The following is a 21,240-nucleotide window of genomic DNA, read 5'->3' as shown; positions in this document are numbered from 1 at the left end:
GATGCACTATGTTGTCCTCCCTTAAGGCGCGGCTGATCGCCATCGCCGTTTCCATCGTCGTGCTGGCCATGCTGGCCGTGGCCATCGCCAATTTCTTCACCACGCGCTCCAGCACCCTGGCCGCGCTCGACACGCAGATGCTGCAGTTGTCGCACAGCCATGCGGCGGCCATCGCCGAATGGCTGCGTTCCAAGCAGGCTGTCGTCGCTTCGCTCAAGCAGGGCGCCACGGCGGCCGATCCGCTGCCGGCCCTGAAGGCGGCCGAGCAGGCGGGCACGTTCGATATGGCGTATATCGGCTTTGCCGACAAGCACGCCGTCTTTTCGCAAGAGCGCAAGCGCGCCGCCGACTACGATCCCACGGCGCGGCCCTGGTACAAGCTGGCGTCCGAAGTGGGCGGCCCCATCATTACGGCGCCGTATATCGGCGCCAGCACGGGCAAGCTGGTGGTGACGTTTGCCGAGCCGCTGGGTGGCAAGGGCAGCGTGACGGGCGTGATGGCGGCCGATGTGATGATGGATGCCGTGGTGCAAAACGTCGCCTCGATCAAGCCGACGCCGTCCAGCTACGGCTTTCTCGTCGATGGCGGCGGCAAGATCATCGCCCACCCGGATGGCAAGCTGACCCTGAAACCGCTGGCTGAGCTGGACCCGGGCCTGAGTGCGCAGGCGCTGGCCGATATTGAAAAGAGCGGCGACGGCGCCGCCATTCGCCTCGGCGAACGTAACGGCATCCTGCATGTAAGTAAGGTTCCAGGCAGCGACTGGCTGCTGGCGACCGTGCTCGACCGGGCGGAAGCGACGCAGGCATTGACCTCCATGCTGCGCGCCTCGGCCCTGACGGCCTTGCTGGTGCTGGCCCTGGCCGCCACGGTACTGAGTGCGCTGGTGGCGCGCGCCCTGCGCCGCCTGGGCCTGGTGCGCGATGCGATGGAAGCGATCGCCACGGGCGACGGCGACCTGACCAGCCGCCTCGACGCGCAAGGTACGGACGAACTGGCGCAGATCGCCAAGGCCTTTAACTTGTTCGTGGAAAAAATCGCCACCGTGCTGGTGCAGATACGCAGCATCAGCACCCTGGTGCGCAGCGAGTCGGCCGATATTGCCGCCGGCAACGCCGACCTGTCCTCGCGCACGGAAGCGCAGGCAGGGGCGCTGGAACAGACGGCCAGTTCGATGGATGAGCTGACCTCGACGGTGAAGCAGAATGCGGAAAACGCGCATGCGGCCAACGAGCTGGCCATGTCTGCCTCGGAAGTGGCGGCCAAGGGTGGCCGCGTGGTGCAGCAAGTGGTGGGCACGATGGCTGGCATCCAGGAAAGTTCGCGCAAGATCGTCGACATCATCGGCGTGATTGACGGCATCGCTTTCCAGACGAATATCCTGGCCTTGAACGCGGCCGTCGAGGCGGCGCGCGCGGGCGAGCAGGGCAGGGGCTTTGCCGTGGTGGCGTCCGAAGTGCGCAACCTGGCGCAACGGTCCGCTGGCGCGGCGAAGGAAATCAAGGAATTGATCGGCGATTCGGTGGAGAAGGTCGATGCGGGCGGGCGCCTCGTCGATGAAGCGGGCCAGACCATGGATCAGGTGGTGGCCTCGGTGCAGCAATTGACGACCATCATGAGCGAGATCACGGTGGCCAGCCGCGAACAGAGCGCCGGCATCGGCGAAATCAATACGGCCGTCACGCACATGGATACCATGACGCAACAGAACGCCGCCCTTGTCGAGCAGGCGGCCGCCGCCGCGGAAAGCCTGCAGGAACAGGCCGTGGACCTGGCGCAGGCCGTCGGCATGTTCCGCCTCGGTGATGCGGACCCTGCTGCTGCGCCCGCGCCCGTGACGCGCCTCAAGGCGAAGCCGGCCGCATCGGCACCACGTGCGCCGGCCCGCGCGCTGTCGGCGGCCAAGCCCGTCAAGGCAGCCAAGTCCGGCGCCGATGAGTGGGAAGAGTTTTAAGTTGCAAGCGTAGCGATCTGCGCGTTTATCCGCGTTTTTGTCAGGCCAGCCTGCCAAAAGCGCAGTTCGTCGCAATCGGCGTGTTGGCCGGGGGCGGTATGGCTATAGTGACACCATACCGCAAGCCCACTGCCAGACACCCGAGGAGATTCAAATGAACGTCGCTAAAAACATGGAAGTCATTGCCGTTGCCGCCGCCATCCTGCTCGGCGCCAGCTGCTACGCCATCGCCCCGGCCGCTCCGGCCCTGCAAGTGGCCAGCTCCACGGCCACCGTGGCTGCGCCAGCAAACAAGGCTGCCATGCAAGTGGTGGTCGTCAAGGCCAAGCGCCTGAGCGCCTTGGAAAAAGCCCGTTTTGCATAATTGATTGTCAGCAATTTTTGCTGCTGCTACAGTGGCGGCCAGTGGCAATGCGCGCGAGTCCCACGAGGGCGCCGCGACATATAAAAACAAGATACCGAGGATGCACTACATGAAAAAGACACTGCAACTGGCGCTGCTGTTCCTGGCGACTTTGGGCCTGGTGCGCGGCGCGGCCGCCGAGACCCGCTTGCTGGAGATGCGCAACGTCGACGCCCGCGTGGTGCGCGTCAAGCTCGACGGCGTGATGGAAGTGCGCATTCGCCAGGGCAATGTGCCGTCGCTGAGCATCACGGCCGACAAGCGCTACATCGCCGATGTCAGCACGGCGCAAAGCGGCGACACCCTGCACATCGAAACGGAAGTGCGCGGCTTCAAGCTCGGCCCTTCGTCGATCCGCGCCGACCTGGTGCTGCCGAACTTGCGCGAAGTCAGTTCGGAAGGCTTTGGCAGCACCGACATCACGGGGTTCAAGGGCGAGGAACTGACCCTGTCGCTGGAAGGGGCGGGCAGCATCAAGCTGGTGGGCGATTACCGCAAGCTCAATGCCAGCCTGGGCGGCGTGGGCAGCATGCAGCTCTGGATCGGCAATAACGACAAGGCGGAACTCGATCTGCAGGGCGCCGGCTCGGTGGTGCTGGGCGGACGCGGTCGCATCCTGAAAGCCAGCCTGGGCGGCCTGGGCAGCCTGAATGCGCAGCAATTCGAGGCGGACGCCGTGAACCTGGAATTGAGCGGCCTCGGCAATGCCACGGTGAATGCCCATACGAATGCCAAGCTGAACCTGAGCGGACTCGGTTCGGTGGTGGTGTACGGCAAGCCGGCCAACCGCGATGTCAGCGTCGAGGGGCTGGGCAAAGTTAGCTGGAAGTAAAAGCATCCTGCCGCAGGCCTTCTGCAGGACAAGAATAAGCAGTCAGACCACATCCCATTCCGATGAAAAAACTGATCATTACATTACTCATGCTGTTGACGATACAGCTACCCGCGCGGGCTGGCTTCGCCGAAGGCGCCAGCGCCTACAACAACAAGAATTACGCGCTGGCTTACAAGGAAATATTGCCCCTTGCCAAGACCGGCAACGCCGATGCCCAGCATTTGCTGGGCTTGATGTATTACATGGGACGGGGCTTGCCGCAGGATTACAAGCAAGCCATGTTCTGGCACCGCAAGGCGGCCGAGCAGGGCAAGGCCGATGCCCAGTACGTGGTGGGTGCCATGTATTACACGGGCAACGCCGTGCTGCAGGACCACAAGCAGGCTGTGGGCTGGTTCCGCAAGGCGGCCGAGCAGAACCATGCGGAGGCGCAGCAGGTGCTGGGCCTGATGTACCGCTACCACATGGGTGGCGTGCCGCAGGATAACGTCATCGCCTACATGCTGTGGAACCTGGCGGCAGCGAATGGCAACGCGAATGCGGCCGATCAGCGTGCCGCCGTGGTGCGCAAGATGACGCATGAGCAGGTCGAGGAAGGGCAAGCCCTGTCGGCCAAATGGAAGCCGGGCACGCCGCTGCCGCGCCAGTCGAAGACGGGCGCCGGCTAAGAAGAAGGGGCGGTCTGCAGGGGTGAGCGGCTTGGCGTACAATCGCCGTTTTCCCTTGAAAGAGTCCCGCCATGCGTGCAGTTGCCATCAGCCAGCCAGGTCCCGCCGACGTTTTACAGATCGCCGAACGTCCCATGCCGCAATATAAGGCGGGTGAACTGCTGATCAAGGTGCACGCGGCCGGCATCAACCGCCCTGACGTGCTGCAGCGCCTGGGCAAGTATGCGCCGCCCGCCGGCGCGTCCGACTTGCCGGGCCTGGAAGTGGCGGGCGAAGTCGTCGATGGCGATTTCACCAACACGACATTCAAGAAGGGCGACCTGGTCTGCGCGCTGGTGCAGGGCGGCGGTTATGCCGAATACTGCGCCGCCCCAAGCGGCCAGTGCCTGCCCTTGCCCAAGGGCTTGACGGCGCTGGAGGGCGCGTCGCTGCCGGAAAACTTCTTTACCGTGTGGAGCAATGTGTTCGACCGCTGCGCGCTGGCCGATGGTGAAACGTTGCTGGTGCAGGGCGGCACGTCCGGCATCGGCGTGGCGGCCATTCAATTGGCGGCCGCGCTCGGTCACCGCGTGTTCGCCACGGCCGGCAGCGACGAGAAGGCGCGCGCCTGCGAGGCGCTGGGCGCCGAACGGGGCATCAACTACCGCACGGAAGATTTCGTCGCCGTCGTCAAGGAATTGACCGATGGCAAGGGTGTCGACGTCATCCTCGACATGGTGGGCGGCGACTACCTGCCGCGCGAAATCGATTGCCTGGCCGACGACGGCCGCATCGGCCTGATCGCCGTGCAGGGCGGCACCAAAGCCACCCTGGATCTGGGGCAGGTGCTGCGCCGCCGTCTGAGCGTCAGCGGTTCCACCCTGCGTCCGCGCCCGGTCGCCTTCAAGGCGGCTATTGCGAACCACCTGCGCACGACCGTCTGGCCGCTGATCGAGGCGGGCAAGATCAAGCCCGTCATCTATCAGACTTTCCCGTTGGAGAAGGCCAGCGAGGCGCATGCCTTGATGGAAGCGAGCACGCACGTGGGCAAGATCATGTTGCAAGTTGCCTGAAACGGGGCGCTGCCTGTTTGACCGGCATCGGTGCCGGGGTTAGAATGACGGGTTATTAGAATTTAGGCTACTATGCGTCGCAAACTCGTCGTCGGAAATTGGAAAATGAACGGCAGTCGCACCTCGAATGCGGTGTTATTGTCTGAAATAGTGGCTGGCCTGGCTGCCTCTGGCGCCGCCAGCGCCGTCTGTGTGCCCGCGCCATATCTGGCGCAGTGCCAGACGCAATTGGCAGGCACGGCTCTCGGCTGGGGTGCGCAAGATGTTTCCGCGCACGCCAGTGGTGCCTACACGGGAGAAATCTCGGTTGCCATGCTGCAGGATTTCGGCTGCGGCTATGTGGTGATCGGGCATTCCGAGCGCCGCGCCTACCACGGCGAGAGCGATGCGCAGGTAGCGGCCAAGACGGTTGCCGCACTGGCGGCGGGCATCACGCCTATCGTCTGCATCGGCGAGACGCTGGCGCAGCGCGACGCGGGCCAGACCGACGCGGTCGTGGCGCAGCAGCTCGGTGCCGTGCTGGCGGCGATTTCCGCCGACGACGTGGCGAAACTGGTGCTGGCCTATGAGCCGGTCTGGGCCATCGGCACGGGCAAGACAGCCACGCCGCAAATGGCGCAGGACGTGCATCAGGTCTTGCGCGGCCAGTTGGCGACAAAGAATGCGGTAGCGGCCGCCGGCGTGCAGATCCTGTACGGTGGCAGCATGAAGCCGGAGAACGCAAAAGAATTGATGGCGATGCCGGATATCGATGGCGGTCTGATCGGTGGGGCGGCATTGAAGGCGGCGGATTTCCTGGCGATTATTCACGCCGCTGATTGAATTAATTTAAACTAAGAATGGAATTGCAATGAACATGATGTTCAATCTGGTAGTGGTAGTACAGGTTATTTCGGCTTTGTCGATTATCGCGCTGGTGTTGCTGCAGCACGGCAAGGGCGCCGACATGGGGGCCGCGTTTGGTTCTGGCGCCTCGGGCAGCCTGTTCGGTGCGACGGGTTCGTCGAACTTCATGTCGAAATCGACCGGCGTTGCCGCCGCGATCTTCTTCGGCGCCACCCTGGCCCTGTCGCTGATGGCCAATCAGCGCGCCACCACGGTGGGCGGCGGCGTGATGGATAAAGTCGTCAAGCCAGTGCCGGTCACCGGCGCGGGCGCGATCCCGACGACGGTACCTGCGGCGGCTCCGGCGGCCAGCGCTCCGGCGGCGGCCCCTGTTGCCAGCACCCCGGCAGGCGCGATTCCCAAGTAATTCAGTGTCACTGAGTAGTATCTCGATACCTCATCGAGAGTAATTCTCATTACGAGCAGATTATTGCTCAATGTTTTGGCAGCGCGGCAGGAAAAAATCGTGGCGCGCTGGAAGATGTAAAAATTTATCGTTTTTATCTGTGTTTTGATGCATTTGTGCATTAACTTTAGCGGCAAAGCAGAGTAGAATACGGGCCTTACCGCCGACGTGGTGAAATTGGTAGACACGCTATCTTGAGGGGGTAGTGGCGCAAGCTGTACGAGTTCGAGTCTCGTCGTCGGCACCAGAAATCAGAAGCCAGCAACGGCGCACGAGCCATGGCTCGTACAAAGTTGCTGGCTTTTTTTACGAGGATGTGTCGTTCGATCCTGGTCTTAGCTTTGATTGGGGTCGTGCGTTAGATACGCTGCAAATGATCGCAGCGTCCTCATTTAACCGATCGTTCAATATAAGCTCATCAATCGTGAACCTCGAAAATTACTTCCCCGTCCTGCTGTTCATTATTATCGGCCTTGGTGTCGGTATCGCTCCCCAGCTCCTGGGGCGCCTGTTAGGCCCTCACAAGCCTGACGCAGCAAAACTCTCCCCGTACGAATGTGGCTTTGAAGCATTCGAAGACGCGCGCATGAAATTCGATGTGCGCTACTATCTGGTCGCAATCCTGTTTATTTTGTTCGATCTGGAAACGGCATTCTTTTTCCCATGGGGCGTTGCAATGCGCGACCTGGGCTGGGCCGGTTTCGTCACGATGATGGTGTTCATCGCTGAATTCGTGGTCGGATTTTGGTACATTTGGAAGAAAGGTGCCCTTGACTGGGAATAAGCCATGGCTATTGAAGGCGTATTAAGCGAAGGTTTCATCACCACCTCGGCCGACAAGCTGATCAACTGGGCGCGCACCGGGTCTATGTTCCCGATGACGTTCGGTCTGGCCTGCTGTGCGGTCGAAATGATGCATGTGGGCGCAGCCCGCTACGATATGGACCGTTTCGGCGTCGTGTTTCGTCCGTCGCCGCGTCAGTCCGACGTCATGATCGTTGCCGGCACCCTGTGCAACAAGATGGCGCCGGCCCTGCGCAAGGTCTACGACCAGATGGCAGAGCCACGCTGGGTCATCTCGATGGGTTCCTGCGCCAATGGCGGCGGGTACTACCATTACTCCTATTCCGTGGTGCGCGGTTGCGACCGCATCGTGCCCGTCGACGTGTATGTGCCTGGCTGTCCTCCGACCGCTGAAGCCTTGCTGTACGGCATCATGCAGTTGCAGAACAAGATCAAGCGTACCAGCACGATCGCACGCTAACCGGGCCGCTTCAGATTATGACAACACATTTAGAAGTATTGCAAAACGCCCTCGGCACTGCCCTGGGCGATCGCGTTAGCACCACGGTTGCACTGGGCGAAGTCACCCTGGTCGTCAAGGCCGAGGACTACCTGGCCGTGATGCAGACCTTGCGCGACGATCCGAGCCTGCATTTCGAGCAGCTGCTCGACCTGTGCGGCGTCGACTACTCGACCTATGGCGACGGTAGCTGGGATGGCCTGCGTTTCGCGGCCGTCTCGCACTTGCTGTCGGTCAAGCACAACTGGCGCGTGCGCGTGCGCGTGTTCGCGCCCGATGACGATATGCCGCTGCTGCCGTCCGTGGTGAACATCTGGCGTGCCGTCAACTGGTACGAGCGCGAAGCGTTCGACCTGCTGGGCATCCTCTTCGAAGGCCACAACGACTTGCGCCGCCTGCTGACCGACTACGGTTTCATCGGCCATCCGTTCCGCAAGGATTTCCCCGTCTCCGGCTATGTCGAGATGCGTTACGATCCGGAACAAAAGCGCGTGATTTACCAGCCCGTGACGATCGAGCCGCGGGAAAACGTGCCGCGCGTGATCCGCGAAGAACATTACGGGATGAAATAATGGCTGAGATTAAGAACTACACCCTGAACTTTGGGCCGCAGCATCCGGCCGCGCACGGTGTGCTGCGCCTGGTGCTGGAGATGGATGGCGAAGTCATCCAGCGTGCCGACCCGCATATCGGCCTGCTGCACCGCGCCACCGAAAAGCTGGCCGAACAGAAGACCTACCTGCAATCCGTGCCGTACATGGATCGTCTCGACTATGTGTCGATGATGTGCAATGAACACGCGTACGTGATGGCCATCGAAAAGATGCTGGGTCTGGAAGTGCCGCTGCGCGCGCAATACATCCGCGTCATGTTCGACGAAATGACACGCATCCTGAATCACCTGATGTGGCTCGGCACCCATGCGCTCGACGTTGGCGCCATGGGCCCGTTCCTGTATTGCTTCCGCGACCGCGAAGACTTGTTCGACGCCTACGAGGCAGTCTCGGGCGCGCGCATGCACGCGGCCTACTACCGTCCGGGCGGCGTGTACCGCGACTTGCCGGATTCGATGCCGCAGCACAAGGCGTCGATCATCCGCAACGCCAAGGCGATTTCCAGGCTGAATGAAAACCGCCAGGGTTCCCTGCTGGACTTCATCGAAGACTTCGCGCGCCGTTTCCCGAATTCGGTGGACGAGTACGAAACGTTGCTGACCGACAACCGTATCTGGAAACAGCGTACCGTCGGCATCGGCGTGGTCTCGCCGGAAGATGCGCTGGCCATGGGCTTTACGGGCGCCATGCTGCGCGGCTCGGGCGTGCAGTGGGACTTGCGCAAGAAACAGCCGTACGAAGTGTACGACCTGATGGATTTCGACATTCCTATCGGCACCAACGGCGATTGCTACGACCGCTACCTGGTCCGCGTGGAAGAGTTGCGCCAGTCGAACCGCATCATCAAGCAATGCGTGGAGTGGCTGCGCAACAATGAAGGTCCTGTCATGACCAGCAACCGCAAGGTGGCGCCTCCGGGCCGCGTCGACATGAAGACCAACATGGAGTCCTTGATTCACCACTTCAAGCTGTTCACGGAAGGTTTCCACGTGCCGCCAGGCGAGGCCTACAGCGCCGTGGAACATCCGAAGGGCGAGTTCGGCGTGTACCTGGTGTCCGATGGCGCCAACAAGCCGTACCGCATGAAACTGCGCGCGCCAGACTACGCCCACTTGCAGTCGCTCGACGAGATGGCGCGTGGGCACATGCTTGCCGACGCCGTGACCATCATCGGGACGCAAGATATCGTGTTCGGCAGTATTGACCGCTAAGAGGCAAAAAGTATGTTGTTATCAGAGCAATGCTATAAGAAAATTGACCGCGAGCTGGCCAAGTACCCGGCCGACCAGCGTCAGTCGGCCGTCATGGCCGCGCTGGCCCATGCCCAGGATGAACTGGGCTGGCTGGCGCCGGACACCATGAAGGAACTGGCCGATTACATCGGCATGCCGGCGATTGCCGTGCAGGAAGTGGCCACGTTCTACAATATGTACAACGTGAAACCCGTGGGCAAGCACAAGATCACCGTGTGCACCAACCTGCCATGCGCCCTGTCGGGCGGCGTGCGCGCCGCAGAGTACCTGAAGCAGAAACTGGGTATCGATTTCCGCGAAACCACCGCAGACGGCCAGTTCACGCTGGTTGAAGGCGAGTGCATGGGGGCTTGCGGCGATGCGCCGGTCTTGCTGGTCAGTAATAAAACCATGTGCAGCTGGATGTCGAACGAGAAAATCGACGCCATGCTGGAGGAACTCAAGAAATGACGTCACTCCACAACCGCCATATCGATCCATTGATCCTGAAGGATCTGGATGGCAAGAACTGGCATTTGCAAGATTATGTGAACCGCGGCGGCTATAGCGCGCTGCGGCGTATCCTGGAAGAGAAAATCACGCCGGAACAGATCATCGCCGACCTCAAGGCTTCGTCCTTGCGCGGCCGTGGCGGCGCGGGTTTCCCTACCGGCTTGAAGTGGAGCTTCATGCCGCGCCAGTTCCCGGGTCAAAAATACCTCGTCTGCAATACAGATGAAGGCGAACCGGGTACTTTCAAGGACCGCGACATCATTCGTTACAATCCCCATGCGCTGATCGAAGGCATGGCCATTGGCGCTTATGCGATGGGTATCACCGTCGGCTACAACTATATCCACGGCGAAATCTGGGCCGAGTACGCCCGTTTCGAAGAAGCGCTGGAAGAGGCGCGCGCCGCCGGTTTCCTTGGCGACAAGATCATGGGCAGCGAGTTCTCGTTCCAGTTGCATGCGCACCATGGTTATGGCGCCTACATCTGCGGCGAAGAAACGGCCCTGCTCGAATCGCTGGAAGGCAAGAAAGGCCAGCCGCGCTTCAAGCCGCCTTTCCCCGCCTCGTTTGGCCTGTACGGCAAGCCAACGACGATCAACAACACGGAAACCTTCGCGGCCGTGCCATTCGTGCTGAACATCGGCCCAGAGAAATACCTGGCGATGGGCAAGCCGAACAATGGCGGTTCGAAGATCTTCTCGATCTCGGGCGACGTGGAATTGCCGGGCAACTACGAAGTGCCGCTCGGCACCCCGTTCGCCACACTGCTGGAACTGGCAGGCGGCATGCGCGGTGGCAAAAAGATCAAGGCCGTGATCCCTGGCGGCTCGTCCGCGCCGGTGATCCGCGGCGACATCATGATGCAGACCGACCTGGACTACGACTCGATCGCGAAAGCCGGTTCGATGTTGGGTTCGGGCGCCATCATCGTGATGGACGAAACACGCTGCATGGTAAAGGCGCTGGAACGCCTGTCCTACTTCTACTTTGAAGAATCGTGCGGCCAGTGTACGCCTTGCCGTGAAGGCACAGGCTGGATGTACCGCATGGTGCACCGCATCGAGCAGGGGCAGGGTCGTCCAGACGACCTGGACATGCTCAACTCGATCGCCGACAACATCCAGGGCCGCACCATTTGCGCGCTGGGCGATGCGGCTGCCATGCCGGTACGGGCCTTCATTAAGAATTTCCGTGAAGAATTTGAATATCATATCGAGCACAAGCATTGCTTAGTGCCCGCATATATCTAAGCTGCGTCAGGTAACGATCACCATGGTTGAAATCGAAATAGACGGCAAAAAAGTCGAAGTCCCTGCTGGTAGCATGGTGATGGACGCCGCCAACAAATTGGGAACCTACATTCCGCACTTCTGCTATCACAAGAAATTGTCGATCGCAGCGAACTGCCGCATGTGCCTGGTCGAAGTGGAAAAGGCGCCCAAGCCTTTGCCCGCTTGTGCGACCCCGGTCAGTGCCGGCATGATCGTGCGCTCCGCCAGCGATAAAGCTGTGCAGGCGCAAAAGTCGGTCATGGAATTCTTGCTGATTAACCACCCGCTCGATTGCCCTATCTGCGATCAGGGCGGCGAATGCCAGTTGCAAGACTTGGCAGTCGGTTACGGCAAGAGCGAATCGCGCTACAAGGAAGACAAGCGCGTGGTGCAGCCGAAGGAAGCCGGTCCGCTGGTGTCCATGCAAGAAATGTCGCGCTGCATCCAGTGCACCCGCTGCGTGCGCTTTGGCCAGGAAGTGGCCGGCGTGATGGAGCTGGGCATGATCGGCCGCGGCGAACACTCGGAAATCGTGTCCTTCGTCGGCCAGACGGTCGACTCCGAACTGTCGGGCAACATGATCGACCTGTGCCCGGTCGGCGCACTGACCTCGAAGCCGTTCCGCTACAGCGCCCGTACGTGGGAACTGTCGCGCCGCAAATCGGTCAGCCCGCATGACGGCCTCGGTTCGAACCTGATCGTGCAAGTGAAAGCTGGCAAGGTCAAGCGCGTATTGCCGCTGGAAAACGAAGCCGTCAACGAGTGCTGGATCTCGGACAAGGACCGTTTCTCGTACGAAGCGCTGGACAGTGCAGAACGCCTGACTTCCCCGATGCTGAAACAGGGCAACGAGTGGAAAGAAGTCGATTGGCAAACGGCGCTGGAATACGTGGCGCACGGTTTGAAAAACATCAAGCACGAGCATGGCGCTGACGCCATCGCCGCGCTGGCAACGCCGCATTCGACCGTCGAAGAGCTGGTTCTGCTGCAAAAAGTCGCCCACGGCCTCGGTTCCGAGAACGTCGACTTCCGTCTGCGCCAGACCGACTTCGCGCTCGACGCCAATGTGAAACCATGGCTGGGCATGCCGATCAGCGAATTTGGCCAGATCAAGCGCGCCTTCGTCATCGGCTCGTTCCTGCGCAAGGACCACCCATTGCTGGCCACGCGTCTGCGCGCGTCCGTCAAGGGCGGCGCCAAGCTGTCGATCCTGCACGCTTCCGACGATGATCAACTGATCACCATCGCCAACAAGATGATTGTCGCGCCGAATGATTGGCTGGCGGCCTTGTCGGAAGTGCTCGTCGCTGTTGCCAAAGCGAAAGAAATCGCCGCGCCAAACGGTTTTGAAGCAGTTGTTGCTTCGGACGTGGCCGTCGCCATCGCCGCCAGCCTGATGGCCGGCGACCATGGCGCGATTTTGCTGGGTAACGCGGCAACGCAACACCCGCAAGCGTCGCAACTGCATGCTGCCGCGCAATGGATCGCCGAACAGACGGGCGCCAAGCTCGGTTACCTGACGGAAGCGGCCAACACGGTTGGCGCGCACCTGGTCGCCAAGCCGCGCGCCAACGTGCAAGCCGCCTTTGCCGTGCCGAAAAAAGCCTACGTGCTGCTGCACGCCGAGCCGGAACTCGATGCCGCCAATCCACAAGCGGCCCGCGCCGCGCTCGATGGCGCCGACATGGTCGTGGCCATGTCCGCCTTCAAGCACGGCATGGATTACGCCGATGTCTTGCTGCCGATCGCCCCGTTCGCTGAAACCTCGGGTACCTTCGTCAACTGCGAAGGCCGCGCGCAAAGCTTCAACGGCACCGTGAAACCGCTGGCCGATACCCGCCCAGCCTGGAAAGTGCTGCGCGTCCTGGGCAACATCCTGGGCCTGGCCGGTTTCGACTACGACACCTCGGAAGCGATCCGCGACGAAGCGTTCGGCGCCGGCGTGACCGATCTGTCGGCACAGCTGAACAACATCGCCAGGAACGCACCGGAAGCGGCTGCGTACGCACCGGCATCGCCTGCGCTGCAACGCATCGCCGACGTGCCGATCTACTTCGCCGACGCGCTGGTACGCCGTTCCGAACCGCTGCTGCGCACGGTCGATGGCGCCGCGCCGCAAGCGCACCTGTCCCTGGCGCTGGCTGAAAAGCTGGGCATCAAGGCGGGCGACAAGGTCAAAGTGGCGCAAGGTTCCGGCAGCGCCATCCTGGTGGCGGCACTTCACGCCGGCCTGCCAGCCAATGTGGTCAAAGTGTCGGCGGCGCATGCCTCGACGGCTACCTTGGGCGGCATGTTCGGTGACATCACAGTTGAAACAGCAGAGGGGAAAATCTGATGGCTCTGCCTGAATTTGTAAACGTCATCAACAGTACCGGCCAGGATTTGCTGGGCGGCTCCTGGCCGTTCTTCTGGACCCTGATCAAGATCCTGTGCGTGCTGTTGCCGCTGATGGGCCTGGTTGCTTACGCCACCCTGTGGGAGCGCAAGCTGATCGGCTGGATCCAGATCCGTGTCGGCCCGAACCGCGTGGGCCCATTGGGCTTGCTGCAACCGATCGCCGATGCGCTGAAACTCTTGTTCAAAGAGATCATCATCCCGGCCAAGGCCGCCAAGGGCCTGTTCGTGATCGGCCCGATCATGACCATCATGCCGGCCCTGGCCGCCTGGTCGGTCGTGCCGTTCGGTCCGCAAGCCGTGCTGGCCAACGTCAACGCGGGCTTGCTGCTGCTGCTGGCGATTACCTCGATGGAAGTCTACGGCATCATCATCGCCGGCTGGGCCTCGAACTCGAAGTACTCGTTCATGGGCGCCATGCGCGCTTCGGCACAGATGATTTCGTATGAAATCCCGATGGGCTTCGTGATGGTCATCGTGCTGATGGTCTCGGGCAGCCTGAACTTCATCGATATCGTCGGCGGCCAGCAAATCGGCTACTTCGCCGACAAGGGCGTCAATTTCATGTCGTGGAACTGGCTGCCGCTGCTGCCGATGTTCGTCATCTACCTGGTGTCGGGCCTGGCTGAAGCCAACCGTCACCCGTTCGACGTCGTCGAAGGCGAGTCGGAGATCGTCGCCGGCCACATGGTCGAGTACTCGGGCATGGCCTACGCCATGTTCATGCTGGCCGAATACGCCAACATGATCCTGATCGGCGCGCTGGCTTCGATCATGTTCCTCGGTGGCTGGTCCGCACCATTTGCTTTCCTTGAGTTCTGGGGTGGTTTCGGCGGCTTCTTCTGGCTGTTCGCCAAGACCTTCTTCATCGTGTCGGTGTTCATCTGGGTCCGTGGTACTTTCCCACGCTATCGTTATGACCAGATCATGCGCCTCGGCTGGAAAGTGTTTATCCCGTTGACGCTGGTCTACCTGGTCTTCGTCGCTGCCTGGATGCAGACATCCTGGAATATTTGGAAGTAAGAGAGTGCATACGAATGGATAAGGTAAAAGATTTCCTCAGCAGCCTGTTGTTGGGCGAGCTGATCAAGGGCATGGCGTTGACAGGCAAGTACATGTTTTCGCGCAAGATCACGGTGCAATTCCCGGAAGAGAAGACACCGATCTCGCCGCGTTTCCGTGGCTTGCACGCGCTGCGCCGCTACCCGAACGGCGAGGAACGTTGCATCGCCTGCAAACTGTGCGAAGCGGTTTGCCCGGCGATGGCCATCACGATCGAATCGGAACAGCGTGACGACGGTTCGCGCCGCACCACGCGTTACGATATCGACTTGACCAAGTGCATCTTCTGCGGTTTCTGCGAAGAGTCCTGCCCGGTCGATTCGATCGTCGAGACGCAAATCCTGGAATACCACGGCGAGAAACGCGGGGATTTGTATTACACGAAAGAGATGTTGCTGGCCGTGGGTGATCGTTATGAAAATGACATCGCCGCTGCGCGCGCCGCCGACGCACCTTATCGCTGATGGATGCGCCGTAGCCTCTGGCTGCGGCGCGCCCCTCGTTCATCTGTACGTCTATTGGGTTTTTTATGGACTTTAAAACAATTTTGTTTTACGCCTTCGCGCTGATCTTGATTCTGGCAGCGACGCGCGTCATCACGGCCCGTAATCCGGTCCACGCAGTACTGTTTTTGGTGCTGTCCTTCTTTTCCGCAGCGGGCATCTGGATGCTGCTGCAAGCTGAATTCCTGGCCATCGTGCTGGTATTGGTGTATGTCGGCGCCGTGATGGTGCTGTTCCTCTTCGTCGTCATGATGCTCGATATCAATATCGACCGCATGCGCGAAGGCTTCTGGGGCTACCTGCCACTGTCCGTGACGGTGGGCGTGATCATCGTGCTGGAAATGGCCGCTGTCCTGTGGCACGGTTTCCGCAACTTTACGCCTAGCATCGCTCCGGTGAACGTCAACCTGGGCGGCACCAAGGAACTGGGCCTGCTGATCTACACGGAATATGTGTTCGCCTTCGAGATCGCCGCCGTCGTGCTGCTGGTGGCCATCGTCGCCGCAGTTGCACTGACTTTGCGCAAACGCAAGGACACCAAGCATTTTGCTCCAGGCGATGCGGTACGCGTCAAGCGCAACGACCGCCTGAAGATCATCAAGATGGACGCGGTCGTCGAGCGTCCTGCGGCTGAGCCGGAAGTTAAGGAGGCACCATGACATTATCGCTCACACATTTTCTGGTCCTGGGCGCGATCCTGTTCGCAATCTCGATCGTCGGTATTTTCCTGAACCGCAAGAACATCATCGTATTGCTGATGGCAATCGAATTGATGCTGCTGGCGGTGAATATGAATTTCATCGCGTTCTCCCATTTCATGGGCGACGCGGCCGGTCAGATCTTCGTTTTCTTCATCCTGACGGTTGCCGCCGCTGAGTCGGCTATCGGTCTGGCTATTCTGGTGGTGATGTTCCGTAATCTGGATACCATCAACGTCGAAGACCTGGACAGCCTCAAAGGCTGATGTTTTTCAGACTCGATCTCTCGAATAATAACGATTAAGGTTCATCATGGCGGGGCAACTCCTCAACCCTAACCTCCTTCTTGCCGTACCGCTGGCGCCGCTGGCCGGTGCCGCGATTGCAGGTTTGCTTGGCACCCAGTTCCTGGGTAATTTGGTCGGACGCAAGACGTCGCATACCGCGACGATCCTGGGCGTACTGATTGCGTTCATCCTGTCCGTGCAGACACTGCTGGCAGTGATGGATGGCGCGACATTCAATGGCACGATCTATAACTGGATGACGATCGGCACCCTGAAGATGGAAGTGGGCTTCCAGATCGATTCGCTGTCGGCGATGATGATGTGCGTGGTCACCTTCGTTTCCCTGATGGTGCACATCTACACGATCGGCTACATGAAGGACGACGAAGGCTACAACCGCTTCTTCGCCTACATCTCGCTGTTCACGTTCTCGATGCTGATGCTGGTCATGGCCAACAACTTCCTGCAACTGTTCTTCGGTTGGGAAGCCGTGGGCCTGGTCTCTTACCTGCTGATCGGTTTCTGGTACCAGCGTCCGACGGCCATCGTGGCCAACATGAAGGCTTTCCTCGTCAACCGCGTGGGCGACTTCGGCTTCATCCTGGGCATCGGCCTGCTGCTGGCCTATGGTCAATCGCTGGACTACCAGGAAATCTTCGCCAAGAAGGAAGCCTTGTCCGTGCTGACACTGCCAGGCACCGACTGGGCCCTGCTGACCGTTGCCTGCATCTGCCTGTTCATCGGCGCGATGGGCAAATCGGCGCAGTTCCCGCTGCACGTGTGGCTGCCTGACTCGATGGAAGGTCCTACCCCGATCTCGGCACTGATTCACGCCGCGACGATGGTGACGGCCGGTATCTTCATGGTCTCGCGCATGTCGCCGCTGTTCGAACTGTCCGACACGGCACTGTCCTTTATCCTGGTGATCGGCTCCATCACGGCGCTGTTCATGGGCTTCCTGGGCATCATCCAGAACGACATCAAGCGCGTCGTCGCTTACTCGACCCTGTCGCAGCTCGGCTACATGACCGTCGCGCTCGGTTCGTCCGCGTACTCGGTGGCCGTGTTCCACCTGATGACGCACGCCTTCTTCAAGGCACTGCTGTTCCTGGGCGCCGGTTCCGTCATCATCGGCATGCACCACGATCAGGACATCCGCAACATGGGCGGCCTGCGCAAGTACATGCCGATTACCTGGATCACGTCACTGGTCGGTTCGCTGGCCCTGATCGGCACGCCGCTGTTCTCCGGTTTCTACTCGAAAGACAGCATCATCGAAGCCGTTGAAGCGACGCACATCTGGGGTGCTGGCTTTGCCCAGTTCGCCGTGCTGGCTGGCGTGTTCGTCACCGCCTTCTACTCGTTCCGCATGTATTTCCTCGTCTTCCACGGCAAGGAACGTTTCGGTCAGGCGCATGCCCACGGCCATGACGACCATCACGCGCCTGCGGCCAAGCATGATTCGGACGCGCACGATGAAGAAGACGAAGACGACCACGCGCACCATGGTCTGGAACCCGGCCAGAAGCCGCATGAATCCCCGTTCGTCGTGTGGTTCCCGCTGGTGATGCTGGCGATCCCGTCGCTGCTGATCGGTTACCTGACGATCGGCCCGATGCTGCATGGCGATTTCTTCAAGGGCGTGATTTTTGTGGGCGAAAACCATCCGGCAATGGAAGAGTTGTCGCATGAATTCCACGGCGCGATGGCGATGGCGATCCACGGCCTGTCGACGGCACCGTTCTGGCTGGCATTGTCCGGCGTGGTGGCAGCCTACTACTGCTACATGGTCAACCCGCGTGTACCGGCCTGGTTCTTTGCCAAGTTCCACGCGATCCACACCCTGCTGGACAACAAGTACTACCTGGACAAGTTCAATGAAGTCGTGTTCGCCGGCGGTGCCCGTTTGCTGGGTAATGGCCTGTGGAACTTCGGTGACAAGAAGCTGATCGACGGTTTCGTCGTCAATGGCAGCGCCAAGGTTGTCGCCTGGCTGTCCTCGCTGTCGCGAGGCTTGCAGACCGGCTACATCTATCACTATGCATTCGTGATGATCCTGGGCGTGCTGGGCTTCCTGATCTATTTCCTGCCATTCTGGCCCGCTAAGTAAGCTGACCTGATAAAAGAATACTGAGAACCATGATGCAGTCTACGATTTCTACACTACCTCCTTACCTGAGTCTGTCGATCTGGGTGCCGATCATTTGCGGCGTCCTGGTCCTGGCTCTTGGCCGTGACAGCAAAGCGGGCTTTACCCGCTGGCTGTCGCTGGCTGGCGCCGTGCTCAGCATGCTGTGCACCTTGCCGCTGATCCAGCATTTCGACAACGCCGCACACGGCATGCAATTCGTCGAAAAAGCACCGTGGATTGAAACTTTCAATATCTGGTACTCGCTGGGTATCGATGGCCTGTCGCTGTGGTTCATTCCACTGACGGCCTTCATCACGGTCATCGTCGTCATTTCGGCCTGGCAAGTGATCGAGAAGCGCATCGCCCAGTACATGGGTGCCTTTTTGATCCTGTCGGGCCTGATGATCGGCGTGTTCTGCGCGCTGGACGGCTTGCTGTTCTACTTCTTCTTTGAAGCAACCCTGATCCCGATGTTCATCATCATCGGTATCTGGGGCGGTTCGAACCGCGTGTACGCGTCGTTCAAGTTCTTCCTGTACACCTTCTTCGGTTCGCTGCTGACCCTGGTTGCCATCATCTACCTGCGCAATGTGTCGGGCACCTTCGACATCCTGGCCTGGCATGCGTTCAAGCTGACGATGAACGAGCAGATCTTCATCTTCCTGGCCTTCCTGATGGCGTTTGCCGTGAAAGTACCGATGTTCCCGGTCCACACGTGGTTGCCGGACGTCCACGTGGAAGCGCCGACGGGCGGTTCCGCCGTGCTGGCCGCCATCATGCTGAAACTGGGCGCCTACGGCTTCCTGCGTTTTTCGCTGCCGATCACGCCGGACGCCAGCCACTACCTGTCGGGTTTCATGATCGCCTTGTCGCTGATCGCCGTCATCTACATCGGTCTGGTTGCCCTGGTGCAAACCGACATGAAAAAACTGGTCGCCTATTCGTCGATCGCGCACATGGGTTTCGTCACCCTGGGCTTCTTCATGTTCAACGACATCTCGGTGCAGGGCGGTATCGTGCAGATGGTCTCGCACGGCTTCATCTCCGCTGCGATGTTCCTGTGCATCGGCGTGCTGTATGACCGCATGCATACCCGCAACATCGCCGACTACGGCGGCGTCGTGAACCGCATGCCGAAATTTGCCGCCCTCTTCGTGCTGTTCTCGATGGCCAACTGCGGTCTGCCAGCGACGTCCGGCTTCGTCGGCGAGTTCATGGTGATCCTGGGCGCGGTGCAATACAACTTCTGGATCGGTCTGCTGGCTGCAACGGCATTGATCTGGGGCGCGGCGTACTCGCTGTGGATGGCCAAGCGCGTGGTGTTCGGCAAGATCAAGAACAAGCATGTGGCCGAACTGACCGACATCAACAAACGTGAATTCTTCATGCTTGCTGTGCTGGCCATCGCCGTGCTCGTGATGGGTCTGTACCCAGCCCCGTTCACCGACACGATGCAAACTTCGGTTGCCGACCTGCTGCAGCATGTCGCCATCAGCAAGTTGCCTTAAATAGAAGACCGATAACATGACTAATGCACCTAATCTGGTACCGCTGTACGCGGAAATCTTTCTGCTGATCGCCACGTCGGCGCTCTTGCTGATCGATATGTTCTTGCCTGCGGCGAAGCGTTCGATCACCTATGCGCTGTCCTTGCTGACTTTGGCCGGCTGCGCCTTGCTGACCGTGGGCGACTTCAACGCGGGCACCACCGTCTACACGTTCCACAATATGTTCGTGTCGGACCCGATGTCGCAGCTGCTGAAACTGTTCTCGTACGGCGCCGTGGCGCTGACCCTGATCTACTCGCGTGCCTATGCCACCGACCGCAGCATGCTGTCGGGTAACCTGGGCGGCGAGTTCTACGTGCTGGCCCTGTTTGCACTGCTGGGCCAGATGATCATGATCTCGGCCAACAACTTCCTGATCATCTACCTGGGTCTGGAACTGATGTCGCTGTCGCTGTACGCACTGATCGCTCTGCGCCGTGATAACGCCAAGGCCACGGAAGCGGCCATGAAATACTTCATCCTGGGCGCACTGGCTTCCGGTTTCATGTTGTACGGTATCTCGATGCTGTACGGCGCGTCCGGCACGCTGGACCTGGGCGAACTGCGCGTGGCGCTGGAAAACGGCAAGACCAACGGCACCATCATGGTCTTCGGCCTGGTGTTCCTCGTTGCCGGCCTGGCCTTCAAACTGGGTGTCGTGCCATTCCACATGTGGGTGCCTGACGTGTATCAAGGTTCGCCGACGGCCGTGACCCTGCTGCTGGGCGGCGCGCCGAAACTGGCCGCGTTTGCCATCACCCTGCGTCTGCTGGGCGAGGGCTTGCTGCCGATGGCGCATGACTGGCAGCAAATGCTGCTGGTACTGGCCGTGATGTCGCTGGCCATCGGTAACTTCACCGCCATCGCGCAAACCAATTTGAAGCGCATGTTGGCGTACTCGACCATCGCGCAAATGGGCTTCGTGCTGCTGGGCCTGCTGTCCGGTACCGTCGATGCGCCGAACAACACCCTGAACGCGGCTGGCGCAGCCACCGCCTACGGCGCCTCGATGTACTACGTCATCACCTACGTGTTCACCACCTTGGGTACCTTCGGCGTGATCATGTTGCTGGCACGTAATGGTTTTGAAGCAGAAGAACTGGCCGATTTCAAGGGCCTGGGCAAACGCAGCCCGATCTTCGCGCTGGTGATGACCCTGTTCATGTTCTCGCTGGCCGGCGTGCCGCCGCTGATGGGCTTCATGGCCAAGTACTCGGTGCTCGCTTCCGTGCTGGCCACGGGCCAGCTGTGGCTGACCATCGCCGCCGTGCTGTTCTCGCTGATCGGTGCCTTCTACTACCTGCGCGTCGTGAAGATGATGTGGTTCGACGAGCCGACGGACAGCAACGCGCTGGTCGTGCATGGCGACATGCGCGTCGTGCTGGCCCTGAACGGCGTGTTCGTCCTGGCCCTCGGTGTGATGCCTAACAGCATCCTGGCTGCCTGCGCGACGGCCATTACCAAGACCCTGGCGTCCTGAC

General features: G+C 60.3%; 21 protein-coding genes and 1 tRNA gene. All 22 read left to right on the top strand.

Annotation, left to right across the window (positions count from 1 at the left end; translation table 11 throughout):
• Positions 1 to 8: 8 nt before the first annotated feature.
• The gene (locus tag K0F86_RS06300) at positions 9 to 1,955 is read left to right on the top strand and encodes a methyl-accepting chemotaxis protein (protein ID WP_219133617.1); all 1,947 of its coding nucleotides are present in this window, start codon (positions 9 to 11) and stop codon (positions 1,953 to 1,955) included.
• Positions 1,956 to 2,109: 154 nt separating this feature from the next.
• Positions 2,110 to 2,319: a hypothetical protein gene (locus K0F86_RS06295; RefSeq protein WP_219133616.1), complete on the top strand. Its 210-nt coding sequence runs from the start codon at positions 2,110 to 2,112 to the stop codon at positions 2,317 to 2,319.
• Positions 2,320 to 2,428: 109 nt separating this feature from the next.
• Positions 2,429 to 3,190: a GIN domain-containing protein gene (locus K0F86_RS06290; RefSeq protein WP_219133614.1), complete on the top strand. Its 762-nt coding sequence runs from the start codon at positions 2,429 to 2,431 to the stop codon at positions 3,188 to 3,190.
• A 62-nt stretch (positions 3,191 to 3,252) separates the two neighbouring features.
• Positions 3,253 to 3,861, top strand: coding sequence for a tetratricopeptide repeat protein (locus tag K0F86_RS06285; protein ID WP_071076354.1), 609 nt, complete (start codon positions 3,253 to 3,255; stop codon positions 3,859 to 3,861).
• A 71-nt stretch (positions 3,862 to 3,932) separates the two neighbouring features.
• A complete protein-coding gene (locus tag K0F86_RS06280; protein WP_219133612.1) occupies positions 3,933 to 4,913 on the top strand; it encodes an NAD(P)H-quinone oxidoreductase in 981 nt (326 codons plus the stop codon).
• A gap of 72 nt (positions 4,914 to 4,985) precedes the next feature.
• Positions 4,986 to 5,735, top strand: a complete 750-nt coding sequence (gene tpiA, locus K0F86_RS06275; protein WP_219133611.1) for a triose-phosphate isomerase — start codon at positions 4,986 to 4,988, stop codon at positions 5,733 to 5,735.
• A 28-nt stretch (positions 5,736 to 5,763) separates the two neighbouring features.
• Positions 5,764 to 6,165: a preprotein translocase subunit SecG gene (secG, locus tag K0F86_RS06270; RefSeq protein ID WP_219133609.1), complete on the top strand. Its 402-nt coding sequence runs from the start codon at positions 5,764 to 5,766 to the stop codon at positions 6,163 to 6,165.
• Positions 6,166 to 6,366: 201 nt separating this feature from the next.
• Positions 6,367 to 6,451 (top strand) — tRNA-Leu (locus K0F86_RS06265).
• A gap of 177 nt (positions 6,452 to 6,628) precedes the next feature.
• Entirely contained in the window at positions 6,629 to 6,988 is a 360-nt protein-coding gene (locus K0F86_RS06260) for an NADH-quinone oxidoreductase subunit A (protein ID WP_071076971.1), read from the top strand.
• Positions 6,989 to 6,991: 3 nt separating this feature from the next.
• Entirely contained in the window at positions 6,992 to 7,468 is a 477-nt protein-coding gene (locus tag K0F86_RS06255) for an NADH-quinone oxidoreductase subunit B family protein (protein ID WP_010399733.1), read from the top strand.
• Between the two features lie 17 nt (positions 7,469 to 7,485).
• Positions 7,486 to 8,079, top strand: a complete 594-nt coding sequence (locus K0F86_RS06250; protein WP_219133608.1) for an NADH-quinone oxidoreductase subunit C — start codon at positions 7,486 to 7,488, stop codon at positions 8,077 to 8,079.
• Positions 8,079 to 9,332: an NADH-quinone oxidoreductase subunit D gene (locus tag K0F86_RS06245; protein WP_141170145.1), complete on the top strand. Its 1,254-nt coding sequence runs from the start codon at positions 8,079 to 8,081 to the stop codon at positions 9,330 to 9,332. Before K0F86_RS06250 ends, K0F86_RS06245 begins: the two co-directional genes overlap by 1 nt.
• A 12-nt stretch (positions 9,333 to 9,344) precedes the next feature.
• On the top strand, positions 9,345 to 9,824 hold the full coding sequence (nuoE, locus tag K0F86_RS06240; RefSeq protein ID WP_071076360.1) for an NADH-quinone oxidoreductase subunit NuoE: 480 nt from the start codon (positions 9,345 to 9,347) through the stop codon (positions 9,822 to 9,824).
• Positions 9,821 to 11,116, top strand: a complete 1,296-nt coding sequence (gene nuoF, locus K0F86_RS06235; protein ID WP_096236670.1) for an NADH-quinone oxidoreductase subunit NuoF — start codon at positions 9,821 to 9,823, stop codon at positions 11,114 to 11,116. Before nuoE ends, nuoF begins: the two co-directional genes overlap by 4 nt.
• 22 nt (positions 11,117 to 11,138) lie before the next feature.
• Positions 11,139 to 13,472: an NADH-quinone oxidoreductase subunit NuoG gene (gene nuoG, locus K0F86_RS06230; RefSeq protein WP_219133606.1), complete on the top strand. Its 2,334-nt coding sequence runs from the start codon at positions 11,139 to 11,141 to the stop codon at positions 13,470 to 13,472.
• Positions 13,472 to 14,554, top strand: a complete 1,083-nt coding sequence (gene nuoH / locus K0F86_RS06225) for an NADH-quinone oxidoreductase subunit NuoH (RefSeq protein WP_219133604.1) — start codon at positions 13,472 to 13,474, stop codon at positions 14,552 to 14,554. Before nuoG ends, nuoH begins: the two co-directional genes overlap by 1 nt.
• Positions 14,555 to 14,568: 14 nt before the next feature.
• Positions 14,569 to 15,057 (top strand): NADH-quinone oxidoreductase subunit NuoI, encoded by a 489-nt coding sequence (gene nuoI / locus K0F86_RS06220; RefSeq protein ID WP_096236664.1) that lies wholly within the window; start codon positions 14,569 to 14,571, stop codon positions 15,055 to 15,057.
• 65 nt (positions 15,058 to 15,122) lie between these two features.
• A complete protein-coding gene (locus tag K0F86_RS06215) occupies positions 15,123 to 15,755 on the top strand; it encodes an NADH-quinone oxidoreductase subunit J (protein WP_071076364.1) in 633 nt (210 codons plus the stop codon).
• Entirely contained in the window at positions 15,752 to 16,060 is a 309-nt protein-coding gene (gene nuoK / locus K0F86_RS06210) for an NADH-quinone oxidoreductase subunit NuoK (RefSeq protein ID WP_010399724.1), read from the top strand. The genes K0F86_RS06215 and nuoK overlap by 4 nt, the downstream gene beginning before the upstream one ends.
• 46 nt (positions 16,061 to 16,106) lie before the next feature.
• Positions 16,107 to 18,191 carry an NADH-quinone oxidoreductase subunit L gene (nuoL, locus tag K0F86_RS06205; protein WP_219133603.1) on the top strand — a complete coding sequence of 695 codons (2,085 nt, stop codon included), beginning with the start codon at positions 16,107 to 16,109 and terminating at the stop codon, positions 18,189 to 18,191.
• A 29-nt stretch (positions 18,192 to 18,220) separates the two neighbouring features.
• Positions 18,221 to 19,720 carry an NADH-quinone oxidoreductase subunit M gene (locus tag K0F86_RS06200; protein ID WP_219133602.1) on the top strand — a complete coding sequence of 500 codons (1,500 nt, stop codon included), beginning with the start codon at positions 18,221 to 18,223 and terminating at the stop codon, positions 19,718 to 19,720.
• A gap of 16 nt (positions 19,721 to 19,736) precedes the next feature.
• Complete coding sequence (nuoN, locus tag K0F86_RS06195) at positions 19,737 to 21,239, top strand: NADH-quinone oxidoreductase subunit NuoN (RefSeq protein WP_219133601.1); 1,503 nt, start codon at positions 19,737 to 19,739, stop codon at positions 21,237 to 21,239.
• Position 21,240 lies beyond the last annotated feature (1 nt).

This window comes from Janthinobacterium sp. UMAB-60, from assembly GCF_900095235.1.
Lineage (GTDB): Bacteria > Pseudomonadota > Gammaproteobacteria > Burkholderiales > Burkholderiaceae_D > Janthinobacterium.
Note: the sequence above shows the minus strand (reverse complement) of the source record. Positions and strands in the feature narration are given on the sequence as shown.